The organism is Acidobacteriota bacterium, assembly GCA_019347945.1.
In the GTDB taxonomy this organism is placed as follows: domain Bacteria; phylum Acidobacteriota; class Thermoanaerobaculia; order Gp7-AA8; family JAHWKK01; genus JAHWKK01.
Genome location: JAHWKK010000004.1, coordinates 87,339 through 101,374 on the forward strand (window position 1 = coordinate 87,339; position 14,036 = coordinate 101,374).

Annotated in this window: 10 protein-coding genes; 6 read left to right on the top strand and 4 right to left on the bottom strand. The window is 62.9% G+C overall.

Translation table 11 applies throughout. The features are described from left to right. Positions 1-150 precede the first annotated feature (150 nt). Complete coding sequence (locus KY459_03950) at positions 151-1,080, top strand: ABC transporter ATP-binding protein (protein MBW3563859.1); 930 nt, start codon at positions 151-153, stop codon at positions 1,078-1,080. A gap of 253 nt (positions 1,081-1,333) precedes the next feature. Beyond that, positions 1,334-3,979, top strand: a complete 2,646-nt coding sequence (locus KY459_03955; protein MBW3563860.1) for a serine/threonine-protein kinase — start codon at positions 1,334-1,336, stop codon at positions 3,977-3,979. A 49-nt stretch (positions 3,980-4,028) separates the two neighbouring features. On the opposite strand, the gene KY459_03960 is transcribed toward KY459_03955, so the two are convergent. Then, positions 4,029-4,892 (bottom strand): NAD(+)/NADH kinase, encoded by an 864-nt coding sequence (locus KY459_03960; GenBank protein MBW3563861.1) that lies wholly within the window; start codon positions 4,890-4,892, stop codon positions 4,029-4,031. Beyond that, positions 4,889-5,521, bottom strand: a complete 633-nt coding sequence (locus KY459_03965; protein ID MBW3563862.1) for a UbiX family flavin prenyltransferase — start codon at positions 5,519-5,521, stop codon at positions 4,889-4,891. Before KY459_03965 ends, KY459_03960 begins: the two co-directional genes overlap by 4 nt. 352 nt (positions 5,522-5,873) lie before the next feature. On the opposite strand from KY459_03965, the gene KY459_03970 reads away from it, so the two are divergent. After that, positions 5,874-6,218 (top strand): helix-hairpin-helix domain-containing protein, encoded by a 345-nt coding sequence (locus tag KY459_03970; GenBank protein ID MBW3563863.1) that lies wholly within the window; start codon positions 5,874-5,876, stop codon positions 6,216-6,218. A gap of 79 nt (positions 6,219-6,297) precedes the next feature. Continuing rightward, positions 6,298-6,879, top strand: coding sequence for a prepilin-type N-terminal cleavage/methylation domain-containing protein (locus tag KY459_03975; protein ID MBW3563864.1), 582 nt, complete (start codon positions 6,298-6,300; stop codon positions 6,877-6,879). Between the two features lie 14 nt (positions 6,880-6,893). Here the strand turns inward: KY459_03975 and KY459_03980 are convergent, their stop codons facing one another. Beyond that, entirely contained in the window at positions 6,894-8,486 is a 1,593-nt protein-coding gene (locus KY459_03980; GenBank protein ID MBW3563865.1) for a hypothetical protein, read from the bottom strand. Between the two features lie 50 nt (positions 8,487-8,536). Between KY459_03980 and KY459_03985 the strand changes: the two genes are divergently transcribed. Beyond that, complete coding sequence (locus KY459_03985; protein ID MBW3563866.1) at positions 8,537-11,551, top strand: N-6 DNA methylase; 3,015 nt, start codon at positions 8,537-8,539, stop codon at positions 11,549-11,551. Continuing rightward, on the top strand, positions 11,517-13,382 hold the full coding sequence (locus KY459_03990) for a DEAD/DEAH box helicase (GenBank protein MBW3563867.1): 1,866 nt from the start codon (positions 11,517-11,519) through the stop codon (positions 13,380-13,382). The genes KY459_03985 and KY459_03990 overlap by 35 nt, the downstream gene beginning before the upstream one ends. Here KY459_03990 and KY459_03995 read toward each other — a convergent pair. Further along, a complete protein-coding gene (locus tag KY459_03995; protein MBW3563868.1) occupies positions 13,341-14,027 on the bottom strand; it encodes a M23 family metallopeptidase in 687 nt (228 codons plus the stop codon). The genes KY459_03990 and KY459_03995 overlap by 42 nt on opposite strands. Positions 14,028-14,036 lie beyond the last annotated feature (9 nt).

The following is a 14,036-nucleotide window of genomic DNA, read 5'->3' on the forward strand; positions in this document are numbered from 1 at the left end:
CGGCCGAGTAGGAAGAGAGTTGGAGGTTGGAGGTTGGCGGTTGGAGGTTGGAGGCGTGCAAACAGGTTGATGGTTGCCACTCTCATCCAGGTTGCTGGGCACCACCCTGCGGCCCGGTCATTCCCCTTCGCCGACGGAATCGCGTCTACAATGCGCACCGTGAATTCGGCAATTGAATGTCACGGACTCCGAAAACGCTTCGACACCGTCGTGGCGGTCGACGGGCTCGATCTCGATGTTCGTGAAGGTGAATGCTTCGGGCTGCTCGGACCAAACGGAGCTGGCAAGACGACGACCATTGAAATGCTCGAGGGGCTCACCCGCCCCGACGAAGGCTCGATCCGGATCCTCGGGCTCGACTGGAACGGCGACGCCACCAGGATCCGTCAGAAGATCGGCGTATCGCTCCAGGAGACCAAACTCAACGAGAAGCTGACCGTCGCCGAAACGCTAAGGCTTTTCCGATCCTTCTATCCGGAGGGCCGCGATCCCGACGCGCTGATCGACGAGCTCTCGCTGAACGAGAAGCGCGACGCGAGAGTGGGGAAGCTGTCGGGCGGGCAGCGTCAGCGACTCGCCGTAGCCGTCGCCCTCTCGGGAGATCCATCGATCCTCTTCCTCGACGAGCCGACCACCGGTCTCGATCCGCAGAGCCGTCTCCAGCTTTGGGAGCAGGTGAACCGGTTCCGCGTCGAGGGACGAACGGTGCTCCTCACCACCCACTACATGGACGAAGCCGAAAGGCTCTGCGACCGCGTTGCCATCGTCGACCACGGCCGCGTGATCGCGCTGGGGACGCCCGCCGAGCTGATCTCCTCTCTGGAAGGTTCGAAGGTCATCGAGATCGAGACCCAGCCATTGCTGTCCGACGACGTTCTGGCAGCGATCGACGGTGTCGCAAGCGTCGTTCACCGCGGAAATGCCAGGGCGCTCAACTGCGATGCCCTCGCCGATACCGTTCCCCGGGTTCTCCGCACGATCGAGGAGAACGGGGCGAAGCTCGTCAATCTCTCCACACACAACGCGACGCTGGAGGACCTTTTTGTATCGCTCACCGGACGCGAGCTGCGGGAAGATTGAAGCCCGTGCCCCAGTGTTGACATTTTTTGTTCTTCAGGCGCATACCGCCCGAATGATCTTGATCTCTCAATCAGATCGAACATCAAAGACCTGAACCCGCTGTCTGCTGGGTTCGAGCCGTTTTACGCCCCGCGAGCGGAGCGACTCGATCAGCTGTCCGTTAGAATCTCCGCATGAATTCGCTTGATGTCCGGGCCGGGTTGCTCGTCGCGCGTGCGACGGAGCGTTTTCGTTCGTCGCGACGGGAGCAGCAGTGTCGTTAGAGCGGGGCCGTCGCCTCGGACCGTACGAGATCGTCTCCTCGATCGGGGCCGGAGGAATGGGCGAGGTGTACGAGGCGCGTGACACGCGTCTGGGACGGACCGTCGCCATCAAGATCCTACCCGAGGGACTCGCCGCGCACGCGGACCGCCGCGCGCGCTTCGAGCGCGAGGCGCGTGCCGTATCGCAGCTGTCGCACCCGCACGTCTGCACGCTCCACGATATCGGCGAAGAGCAAGGCCTCCACTTCCTCGTGATGGAGCATTGCCAGGGAGAGACGCTGGCGGAGCGGCTGCGACGTGGCGCGATGGATCTCCCCGAGGTGCTTCGAGTGGGCGCCCAGATCGCCGAGGCTCTTCACGCAGCCCATCGGCAGGGGATCGTGCACCGCGATCTGAAACCGGGCAACATCATGATCACGGGCGCCGGCGCGAAGCTCCTCGACTTCGGCCTCGCGCGGGTGGCGGCGGGAGATGGCGGCACCGAGTCGAGCATGGGATCGATGGCGACATTGGCGCGTGACCCGGACCAGCCGCTGACCGCCGAGGGGACGATTCTGGGGACGTATCCGTACATGGCGCCCGAGCAGATCGAGGGGGCCCAGACCGACGGGCGCTCGGACATTTTCGCCCTCGGTGCGGTCCTCTACGAAATGGCTACGGGAAAGCGGGCCTTCGAGGGGAAGAGTGCGGCGAGCGTGATGGCAGCGGTGCTCAGAGAGCATCCCGACCCGATCTCGAAGGTGCAGCCGATCTCGCCCCCTGCGCTCGATCACGTCGTCTCGCGCTGTCTGGCGAAGGATCCCGAAGAGCGGTGGCAGAGTGCGCGGGACCTCGCGGCCGAATTGCGATGGATCTCCGAAGCCGGATCGGGCGCGGGCGTGGCAGCGCCAGTGGCACGGCGACGAAGAAGTCGCGAGCGTCAGGCGTGGTGGGCGGCAGGACTACTGGGGCTGTTGCTGCTGATTACGGTTGCCGCGTGGCTGTGGAGCCATGAGGCGATCGAGCGGCCGGTGGTGCGGATTCCGATCGACATTCCGCAGGATGCGAACGTATCTGGTCCGGCGATCTCTCCGGACGGGACGACCGTTGCCTATTCGCTTTGGCGCGAAGGAAAGGGGCAGCTGTACCTGCATCCCCTCTCACAGCTCGAGCCGGCGCCGGTACTCGGTGCCACGAATGCCAGACGCCCCTTCTTCTCACCCGATGGTCGCTGGATCGGGTACTTCGCCGACCGGGAACTGCGCAAGATCCCGGTCTCGGGTGGCTCGCCCATCACTCTGTGCGCGATCGACTCCTTCACAGGAGGTTCATGGGGAGACGACGGAACGATCGTCTTCAGCAAGAGCGCTCCCTCAGGGCTCTGGGAAGTTTCCGAGTCGGGAGGAGATCCCGTCGAGCTGACGCACCCGAGAGTCGGGGCCAAAGAAGATCGCGTCGACGCCCACTTCAGACCCGCGTTGTTGCCGGATGGTCGAGGCATTCTGTTCACGTCGTGGGCGCCAGGTACGAGAGTGGAGACGACAGTCGCGATGCTGGTCCCCGGATCGGAGGGAACTCGCAGAGTGATTGCGGGCGCGGACCCATCGTACGATCCCGCCGGTTACCTCCTGTACAGGGACGCCGAGAGGGATGTGCTGAACGCGGTGGCGTTCGATCTCGATTCGCTGGAGGTGCGAGGGGAGCCGCGGGTGATTGCACGCGACGTGGGCAACGGCGCGACCTCGAACGGGAGAACTCTCGTCTATCAGACCCTCAGAGAGACGCCGCAGCGCCTCGTGAGAGTGAGCCGCGACGGGGCACGCGAGGTCCTGCCTCTGACCCAACAGGAGTACGAGCCGCTGGCGATCTCCCCGGACGGCAGGCGGGTGGCGGTGGTAATCGAGGAAACGACGAGCGAGATATGGGTGATCGATCTGGAACGCGGGAGTTTCACGCGACTGACGAACTACCCGGGATTTGACAATGCCCCGATCTGGTCGCCCGATGGTGAGGGGATCATCTTCTCCTCGGACAGAGACGGTCCTCCGAACCTTTACCGGGTTCGCGCCGGCGGTGGCGCGGTGGAGCGAATCACGAACGCATTCGCAGTGCAGAAGGCCGAAGCGTTCACGCCGGACGGAAGGCACCTGATCATCTCGTACCGTGATCTGGCCGCGGAGAAGGATGGCGCTCCCACGAACTACGACATCGGCATGATCGATCTCGAAACCAGCGAGATGACTCCGCTCATCGCTTCCCCCTCTGAGGAAAGGGGAGCCTCTCTTTCTCCCGATGGTCGCTGGCTCGCCTACGGATCCGACGAGACGGGCCGGTTTGAGATCTATGTGAGGCCGCTGGGTGATGCCGGGAGAAAGACTCGCGTCAGCCTGCAGGGGATGGACACGCGTGGCCTCTGGGCTCCCGACGGCGGGACGATCTACTACGCGAAGGGCGGGAAAATGGTGGCGGTGCCAGTCTCCACGGAGCCGGAGCTGAGGCTGGGCGAGCCGGTCGAGCTGTTCGACGTCCCGGAGCTCGTCAGCTTCGACGTCGGCCCCGACGGGCGGTTCCTGATCAGCGAACGGACCGGCTCTCGCCACCGCGGCATCGTGGCAGTGCTGAACTGGGCGCAGGAGCTCGTGGCGCAGGGTCGCTGACCTCTTCACGAAAGAAAACGGCCGAACACCGGAAAGAACGCTCGCTCAATCACCGGCCGCCGACAGGACCCTCGCCCCACTTCAGCTTCCCCCGCAGGACATCGAAGTAATCCTTGGTCGGGGACTGCACGAGAGCAACGGTCCGCTCCGACTTTTTCACCACCACCGTGTCATCGTGGTCGACCGGCACGGCTTCCTGGCCGTCGAGCGTCAGGTAAATCTCCTCCCGCGTCTTTTCGAAGCGGAGCGTAATCTCACATCCGTCGGGGAGCACGATCGGGCGATTCGTGAGGGTATGCGGGCAGATGGGTGTGATGACGATTGCGGCGAGCGTCGGATAGATGATCGGACCCCCGGCCGAGAGGTTGTAAGCGGTCGACCCGGTCGGCGTGGAGATGATCAGGCCATCTGCACGAAATACGGTCACGAAGGTGGAATCGACTTCGACGTGGATATCGATGATGCGGGCCAACGCTCCCTTGTTGACCACCGCGTCGTTGAGCACACGGTAGCGATCCTCCGTGCGATCGCCCCTGATCGTTGCCTCGAGTGTGCTTCGCGGTTCGATCGGCGCCTTCCCGTCGAGAGCCAGATCGAGAACCTCGTCCAGCTCATCGGCGCGGATCTCGGTCAGAAAGCCGAGCGTCCCCATATTCACACCGATGATCGGGGTCTCTTCCGGGGCATGACGCGCGACCGAGAGCAGTGTTCCGTCTCCGCCGAAAGTCACAACGAGATCCGCTTTCGATCCGATCTCTCGCTTGTCGAACGCTTCTCCGCCTCGTCGCTCGAGCGACGACGCGGTTGCACGATCCATCACGATCGAATGGCCGGCCGATTCGAGGCGGTCGATGATCACGGAGGCGAGCTCGAGCGCCGTACGGGTCGGCTTCGAAATGATCGCGACCTTCAAGACACCTCCTCCGATTCGGAGCCACCACCGCCACCCCATCTCAGGTCGTCGAGACCGCTCTCGACTCCGAACAGATCGAGTGTCCGCATCGAGAAGTGATCCACGAAGGAGTCCCACGACTGGCCGGCGTAAAAGGCCGGGATCGGAGGCATCACGATCGCTCCCGCCTGCGTTGCCTTCAGGATGTTCTCCGCATGGATCAACGAGAAGGGCGTCTCCCGCAGAACGAGAATCAGACGCCGGCGCTCCTTCAGCGTCAGGTCGGCCGCCCGCTGAATCAATCCTCGCGAGATACCGGTCGCGATCGACGCGAGCGTTCCCGAAGAGCACGGAATCACGATCATTCCGTCCGTTCGGTAGGAACCGGATGCGATGGAAGCACCGATGTCGGCATCGGGATGGTGCTCGACCTTCTGCCGCTGTTCATCGGTGAGGCCCGCGCTTCCAACGACTTCCTCCACCGTTCTCGGTGCCGGCTCGATCTCGTGCCCTCCCACCCGCATCGCGTGGGGGCTCACGATCAGATGCAGCCGCTCGACCTCCGGGCTCTGCGCCGCGAACCTCAGAAATCGCAGCGCCAGCGAAATTCCGGACGCTCCCGATATACCGACGACGATCCGTTTACCCATCTGCCATCACACTCCGCCGGCGAGCCCGCGCCGAGGCGAAAGTATACGTTGCGACTTCAAGCCGGAAGCCGCCGACTCCCGTAAAGCTTCCTTTCAGAGGCGCCCTCCCCGCAAAAAAATTTGACGACCGCCGAAGCCTGCCGCCAGCACAAGTAGCTCCAGAACCGTCATTTAACCCGTAATGCCAGGTGGCCGCGCTTTTGACTTCATTGCCCCCTCGAAAGGAGGTGATGCCGGGCAGAGCCAAAAAAGAAGCGGGTGACAAAACGAGTGGACAACTCAAATCGAACCAAGCGTAAGAAACCAGCAGTTCCATCACAACCATTTTCGAAACTAAAGGAGGAAAGACCAGATGCGCAAATCTCTGAACATCGCATTGCTCGTCGCCATGACGATTCTCATGGCAATCCCCGCCGTCGCCGCGGACAAGGCCGCCGGCAAGATCAACATCAACACCGCCACCGTCGAGCAGCTCCAGCTGCTTCCTCGGGTCGGTCCGAAAGTCGCCGAGCGGATCGTTCAGTGGCGTGAGGACAACGGCCCGTTCGTGCGAGCCACCGACCTGATGCAGGTACGAGGCATCGGTGACAGCACCTTCAGCCTTCTCGAGCCTCACATCAGCGTCGAAGGCGAATCGACTCTCTCCGAGAAGGTTCCGTCGCCGCGCAAAGCAAAACCTGCCAACTCGGCTGACTAGGCCGTCCCACCTCACTCCCGCAGTACCGGGCCGCCCGACCCAGATCGGGCGGCCCACCTCCCCAGGAAAAGGAGAACTCATGTCGAGAGAACCTGCCGGCTACACCCTCCTCGAGATCATCACGGTCATCGCGATCATCGGGGCCTTCGTCCTCGCCGCGGTGCCCGCGCTGAGCTCAATCAACAAGCGGAGAGCCGTTCGCGTCGCATCCCAGGAGCTGCGAGGTGTCTTTCACGAAGCGAGGTCGCGCGCGATCAGCAAGGCCCGTCACGTAGGACTTCGCTTCATCGAGACCGGCGACCAATGGAGCTATGAGATTTATGAGGACGGCGACTGGGACGGTCTCTCCAACGCCGACATCAAGAAAGGCATCGACAAGAAGGTTTCCGGACCCCGTCGTCTGCTCGAGCACACGGACGATGTTCGGATCGCCCTGCCGACGTTCACTCTGAGCGATCCGGAGGGGAAGGTGATTCCTGAAGGCAAAGCGGTCCGCTTCGGAAAGTCCCTCCTCTGCTCATTCTCACCGAGAGGATCTTCGAGCAGCGGATCGATCTTCCTCACCGACGGCGACGAGCTCGTAGCCATGGTCCGCGTCTATGGCCCGACCGCAAAGATCCGCTCGATGATCTATCACCCAAGACAGGGAATCTGGAAGTGACGAGCTTCGAACGTTCAGCGGGGAGGCCCGCGCCTGAAATCCCAGCTCGGTACCAGCTCGAGCGGGTGGTCGCGAAGGAACTCTTCACGAAACATCTCGAAGATCACCCGCCCGTCGAGATCCCGCGCAACCGGCCAGCCCGAGGCGAAAAAGAGCGTTGGAACGACATCGGTGACGCCGACCGGCAGCGGGCCCATGGCGCCGCTCCGGATGCCCGGCCCTTCGATCATCAACAGCCCGTCCGCATCCCCGGTCTCCGCTCGAACCCGCGACCGGAAGTAGCTCGCGAGATCATCGGGCGTGAAGTGAGGCTGGAAAGCCGAGGGGGAGACGACGACGAAGGTCGCCTCGGGAACGGCCGTTCGGAGCTCGAGCAGCGCCTCACCGAGAAGGTGAACGCTGTCCCTGAAGATCTCCCCGCGCTCGGTTCCCTCTGCCTCGAGCAGATTTCCGCCACCGAGAGTCTCTCGGATCCGTCCGAGCGCATCTGCTTCGACCACGCGGACGAATGCTCCCGACTCCCGGACTGCACGGAGACGAGCGAGATCGCCCTCGAGGTGACGCAGGGCGACACGCCCTTCCTCTCCGCGGGACCGCAGCCGTTCCCTCGCGTCTTCGACACCCGGCCAGCTTTCCTCGGAACGGGCCAGACCGCGAAGCGTGCCCGCATGAAGCACCTTCACCCCGCTCGCCTCGAGCACCGACCAGAAGGGACGCGAGCGCCCGAAGGGAGAACCGAGCGAGGTTCGTCTGCCCGGAGCGAGTCCCCACGTCCGAAATCCGAGACCGCTGGGAATGATCCGGAAGGGCTCGCTTTCCCACGGGACTCGATACGCCCATACGCCCGTCACACCATGCTGATAGGGGAGTTTTCCCGTCAGCAGGGAAGCCCAGATCGCCCTCCGGCTCGTCGTCGGAAAGGGCTCGATCCGCGCTCTGAATCCTCGGGTGCCCGCCTCCGTAAAATACGGAATCTCTCCCTCCCCCTCGAGCTGGATGATCCAGTCATACGGGAGATACCGGACCGCGACGACCACCAGCGGCCGGTCGAATGCAGCCGGGATGGTCGCGGAGGAAGGTCCCGGACTCTCCCCCGGGTCCAGCAAAGTCCGCTTCCAGCTGAGGGCCACGAAACAGATCGCGATCAGTGCCAGCGCCGTCCCGAACACGATCTGCTTCCGCCATCCGACCGCATTCCTCTCCACAAGCCACAGAATGAACAGCGCAATCGTCAGCAGGCCGACGAACCCGGCCGACCGCGAAAGCTGGGTCACCGCGTCCTTCGGCAGATAGATCTGCAACGTGAGGCGGTGCATGAAGAAGATGACCGTGCAATAGGCGGCGGCAACGACGATGAATCCGAACCCGTGCGGGCGCAACTCGCCGGGTGGAAGAACTCTCATCCGCACCAGCCGAACGAGCCACAGCGCGAATCCGATCACAAGGCCACCGGCTGCACCATAGGCCGCGCTCACCAGCATCAGTTTGAGGAAACTGATTTCGATCTGTGGATTCAACGAATAGAGGAGCTGGACCGACAGAGCGGAGAAAGTAGCTCCGGCCACCAGCCGTCGGAGCAATCCCTTCGGAACCCGGCGAGTCAGCATTCGCCGCTCGATACTACCCGATCGCGATTGGAGCCCGGAGCCGGCAAATCTTGATCAGCCGGTCTTCCCTCACCAGGCTCGGTCATTCGCCCACCGCGCTCTTCGAGATGCTCGAACTTCCGGTGACCCCGGTCGAGATCGATGTCGATGACTGGCGGCGCTGCGGATTCGACCCATCGATTCGACCTCCAGTGCGCCTGATTCACGCCGGAAGCCTCGGAAGGGTCGACCTGATCGCTCTCGAGGGTCCCGGCGCTTCTCTTCAGGCAAAAGCCCTGATCGAATCCTATTTCCGCTGGAGTCGCGATCTTACCCCCCTCGTTTCGGTTGCCGACGGTTCGCACCTTTCCGCGTGGAGCATTTCGAACAGCTCGGTTCGCCGGCTCGACATCGACACCCGCTCTCCGGGCTCCGATCTGATCGCCCGGCTCAATGCGCTTCGGGCACACCAGAGGTCGGGCGACCGGCTCGCCGGCCAGCTCCGCTCCGCCTTCGCCCGGGAAGACGTGTCGATGGTTTTTCTCCGAAGCTTTCGCGGCGGCGTGGCGAACATCGAGGAGATCACCTCGAGTCGCCTCGGCGTCTCCCGAACGGAAGCCGCCCGATTCGCGCTTCGACTCGCTTCACGGCTTCTGTTTCTGCAATTCATTCAGGCCGAAGGATGGCTCGATCACGACACGTCGTTTCTTCGAAACCGGATCGGGGCGGCGATAGCAAAAGGAAGGAATGCCTACCGCGCCGTTCTGATCCCTCTTTTCTTCGGCGCTCTCGATCGCCCGGCTGCCAGACGCTCGGCACGTGCGGCCGGTCTCGGATCGATCCCATTTCTCAACGGCGGGCTCTTCCGCAGGACTCTACTCGAGCGACGCAACACCGCGCTGACCCTTCCGAACGAGATCCTCTCGTCTTTGTTGGAGAAAGTGTTCGACCCGTTCACCTACACCATCCGCGAGGATGATTCCGAGGGGCTTTCGATCGACCCCGAAATGCTCGGGCATGTTTTCGAATCGCTCATGTCGTCGAACGAACGTGCGGAAAGCGGCAGCTTCTACACCCCCCGACCCGTGGTCGATCGCCTCACCAGGAGCGCGCTCGTTCAATGGCTTGCGAACGGCGACACCGAACAACGCCAGCGGATCGAAGCAAATGAAACCGAAGCGTTCGAGAGCCGCCAGATGTATCGGAGACTTCAGAGAGCTCGAGTCGTCGATCCCGCCTGCGGCTCGGGCGCATTCCTCCTATCCGTAATGCAGACAATCGAGCGATTGAGCCGCGAGCTCGCCGGCGCGGCCGGTTTCTCTCCGCCGCGCAGGCTCAGGAGGAGGATCGTCGCACGCTCACTCCATGGGGTCGATCTCAAGCCCGAGGCCGTCGAGCTCTGCGAGCTGAGGCTCTGGCTGGCCGTCGCGGGCTCCGAGCGGAACGTGCCGACTCACCGAATCCAGCCGCTCCCCAATCTCGACAGGAACATCCGCCAGGGAAACTCGCTCCTTTCTCCGCTCGACTTGATCGGCGCCAGCCGGCACCGAGCATCGTCCCGCTGGGTAAAGGAAGTCCGTCGAAGGCGCCATCTGCTCGATCGCTACCGCGCCGGCGGCAGTGGATCTCGTCTTATTTCAGAGAAACTCCACCAGTTCGACAGAAATATCACGGTGGCGATCCTTCGAGATCTCATCGCTGAAGATCGTGAGCTCCTTCGCCTGTTGCGAGCTCAATCGACACTCGTGGGCCAACCCAATGAAACGGCACATATTGCCGAAGCCGAACGGCGAATACGCGAACGGACCCGACAGCTGCGAAGCACGGAGCGAGGGAGCGTCGATGCCTTTTCGTGGGAAGTGCACTTTGGCGAAGCGATGCAGAACGGTTTCGATCTCGTCGTCGGTAACCCGCCGTGGGTCCGCTCTTCCCGCGTTCCCCCCGCTACCAGAGCACGACTGGCCGAAGTCTACGACGGCGCAAGAGGCGGAACAGGCGGGGTGAGACAGTTCGATCTGGCATCGTTGTTCGTCGAAGCTGCAATCGACCGCCTCGCGCCGGACGGCGTTGCCGCGATGCTCGTTCCATCGAAGATTCTGAAGTCGAACTACGGCCTGCCGATCCGGCAGCGAATCGAAAAGAACCATTCCCTGCTCGCCGTTCATGACTGGTCTCGCGACTCGTCGATCTTCGACGCCGATGTGTTCCCGGTCGGGCTCACGGTCGGGAAGCGCGCCTCCGTTGCGGGACCGGTCCGCATCCTTCGCGACTCGTCCACACTCGAGGTTTCACGCGAACGGATGAGTCATCGCGGCCGATGGCTTCTTCTTCCGCCGGAGCTCCTCGAGCTGATCGACTCGCTCGGAAAGCGGCATCGAACCCTCGAGGAAGTGCTACGGCGGAAGCCGTTCATGGGAATCAGGACTGGAGGAAATGCCGAGCACTTTCTGCGGGTGAGCCGGATCGGAGATCGGTTTCTCGAGCTCGAAGACGGTGGCCAGATTCCGCTGGACCAGGCCGCGCTCTGTGCTCGCGGAAGAGACGTCCGTCGATGGAATTGCGAGCCGGCGACCTTCCTCAGAATGACACTCGATTCGAGGCCTCGCTTCGTCTCCCCCGCACACCTCGGAATGAAAGTCGTCTGGAAAGACGTCGCAACGCGCCTGGAGTGCGTTGCGCTTGCGCCGCGGCGACGGATTCACGGCTGCTCCATTCCGCTCGTTCCCAACCAGACGCTCTACGGACTGCAGACGTTCAGCCGCGAAGAGTCGCATTACCTCTCGGCGATGCTGAACTCCGCCGTCTGCACGTTTCTCGCGATCGCGCTCGCCGATCAGGCCAAAGATGGTCACTATCGATTCTACGGAGCCACGGTCGGCCAGATTCCGTTTCCGCGACTCGACCCGTCCTCGCCCCTTCGAAAGAGGCTCGCACGACTCGGCGCAGCGGCTCACGCCGGCGGAAATCACGGAAAGCGAATCGACGAGATCGCTGCGACCGCCTACGGCATCCGTCTCGTAGAACTTTCACTGATCGGAGAAGCACTCGAGGATGGTCGGCATCCGGGACAATCCGCCCAACCGTGAATCGCAGGGATTCGCCTCGGTTCTCGAGTTTCTCGGCTCGGCTGTGGAGTCGAACGTCGGCGAGCTCTCGCCACACCAGCGGATTGGGGCGGGATGGCTCGTCGACCGCATCAGGCGATACGGTGGCGCGGTTCTCGCGGATGACGTCGGAACCGGAAAGACCCGAACGGCGCTGGCTGCCTCAAATCTGCTACGCCGTGATCGTCTTGCATTCGGCGTCATCTGTTCCCCTTCGCTCGTTCCGCACTGGCGACAGGAAGCTTCGAAGCAGAATCTCGCAGTCGAGATCGTTTCCACCGGCCTGCTCGGGCGCCGCGATCTTCCTCCCCTCGACGGATGGATCATCGATGAAGCTCACGCTTTCAGGAATCCGTCGACACGAGGCTGGAAGACACTCCACACTCTCGCTCGCAATCACTCGCTGATTCTCGTCACGGCCACGCCGCTCTGGAACGGGCTCGACGATCTCGAGGCTCTGATTCGAATCTTTGCGAGCGACTCCGCGCTTCGCTGCGAAGGCGTGGCATCGATCGCCCGAGCCTTCGCAGATCGCGATCGCCGGGCGATCTCCATCGTCTTCGAGGCACTCGTTCTCCGACGCGATCGGTCATGGTTCGATCCCGTCGCGTCGAGCAGTCTCGTCTGGAGATCCATCGGCAGACCCGGGGCGGCCGAGGTGACCGCGCTGGCCCGCGAGCTCCAGACACTGACGTTCCCGCTGAGCCTGAGCGATTCGGCCCATCTTCAGCGCGCATTCCTTCTCGCAAGGCTGGAGTCGGGTTACGGCGCACTTCGTTCGTCCCTGATCCGACAAAGACGCTTCTGCTCCCGGGCTCTTTCAATGGCCCGGCGCGGCCGTCGCCTCGGCAGACGATCGGATTTGAGTGATCTCGCGATCGACTCGGACTTGTGGCAACTGCCGCTCTTTCCGTCTCTCCTCGGAATTCCTCTCAAAGATCCTGATGATCTGGAAGAGCTCGAGCGGGAAATAGACACGATCGATCGCATCGCCCGGATCATCCCGCCCGATGACCCGAAGCTCGACGCGCTGACGGAACTGTTCGTCGATGGACCGACCATCATTTTCTCGAGCTGGTCAGAGTCCGCGCTCGAGATCTACCGGAGACTGATCGAAGCAGGAGTGCGAGCCGTCGTCGTCACGGCGGGACGGACCGAGCGATCCGGCGTTGCCTGTTCCCACTTCGAGGCGATCGAGCTCTTCCGCACCGGCGGGGCCGACACGCTCGTCGCGACCGATCTCGCAGGCGAAGGACTCAATCTTCAGCGCGCCCGCCGGATCGTTCACTGGGATGTGCCCTGGTCGCCCGTCAGACTCGATCAACGAAACGTACGCGCCTGGCGGATGGGCCAGATCCACGACGTCGAGGTCGTCCTGTTCCGGCCGGTCGTCTCCTTCCGGCAGCACGCGCTCTTCCACAAGGAGGCGCAGAAGCAGAGCTGGCTCGATGCCTGTTCGATTCCAGGACCGGAGGCGGCGCCACGTCAGCCGGTCGTACCATCCGAACGCGGAGTCCTGCTCCTGATGGAGCACCGTTCCACACCGCGAGCAATCCTGTTCGATGCTCACTTCCGGATCCTCCCGACCTGCGGCCTCGGGACCAAACTCCTGAACCGAGGAGTCCATCCCGGAACGCTCGAATCCGTGAGAATCGTGCTCGAAGGCCGGCACCGATTGCCCGCTTCGGAGCGCGCTACTCGCGACTGTTCGCTTCTCGACGGTCAGATCCTCGATGCATTCGTCGTGAATGATCCGGCTGAAGCGGGCGGCTCAGCGACCGAAGATCAGACTCCAGATCGAGCGACGCGGTGATCGAGATCGCGGCTCCTTCGCACTCGCCATGCGGACATCCTCATCGTAGATCGTTCGAGATTGAGCCAGAACCGGATACGGATTCATGACTCTGCTCCGCTCACGCACTTCGAAGTGGAGGTGTGTAGGCGTATGGATCGCGTTCCCGCTGTTTCCGACATAGCCAAGAAGATCGCCGGCGCGCACCGCGAGTCCCTCGCGCAATCCATCAGCCCAGTCTTCCAGGTGGGCATAGAAATACGAGCGGCCGTCTCTGCCACTGACCCGGAGTGCCTTTCCGGAGCGTGCACCCGTCTGGATCGATGCGACCCGACCGTCGACGACGGCAACTGCCGGCGTCCATCGCGGAGCGAAAATGTCGATCCCCTGGTGGCTTCGTCCGCCGGAGCGCGGATCACCGAAGCTGTCGCGCAGCTCGTGATTGGTCACACCCGCGACGGGCATTACGATCGTCCCGTAGGGCCGCTGCCGCTGAGGCGTGCGGGAGCTCCTCGTCACACCCGACAAAACGCCGCGAAGGCCCTTGACCGAGACACGGGCAGAGTGGTTTTCTGTCCTCTCGGGGGGTCGCGGTTCACCAGAAACGGACAGTGCAGCAGCCCCGACCAACGCCGCCATTGCCGTCGCAAGGTACTTTGTTCTCATCATTTACTC

Excerpts from the sequence above, each read along its gene's own strand:
- KY459_03950 (MBW3563859.1), top strand. The coding sequence starts at position 151 with ATGCGCACCGTGAATTCGGCAATTGAATGTCACGGACTCCGAAAACGC.
- KY459_03965 (MBW3563862.1), bottom strand. The coding sequence starts at position 5,521 with ATGGGTAAACGGATCGTCGTCGGTATATCGGGAGCGTCCGGAATTTCG.
- KY459_03970 (MBW3563863.1), top strand. The coding sequence starts at position 5,874 with ATGCGCAAATCTCTGAACATCGCATTGCTCGTCGCCATGACGATTCTC.
- KY459_03975 (MBW3563864.1), top strand. The coding sequence starts at position 6,298 with ATGTCGAGAGAACCTGCCGGCTACACCCTCCTCGAGATCATCACGGTC.
- KY459_03980 (MBW3563865.1), bottom strand. The coding sequence starts at position 8,486 with ATGCTGACTCGCCGGGTTCCGAAGGGATTGCTCCGACGGCTGGTGGCC.
- KY459_03990 (MBW3563867.1), top strand. The coding sequence starts at position 11,517 with ATGGTCGGCATCCGGGACAATCCGCCCAACCGTGAATCGCAGGGATTC.
- KY459_03995 (MBW3563868.1), bottom strand. The coding sequence starts at position 14,027 with ATGAGAACAAAGTACCTTGCGACGGCAATGGCGGCGTTGGTCGGGGCT.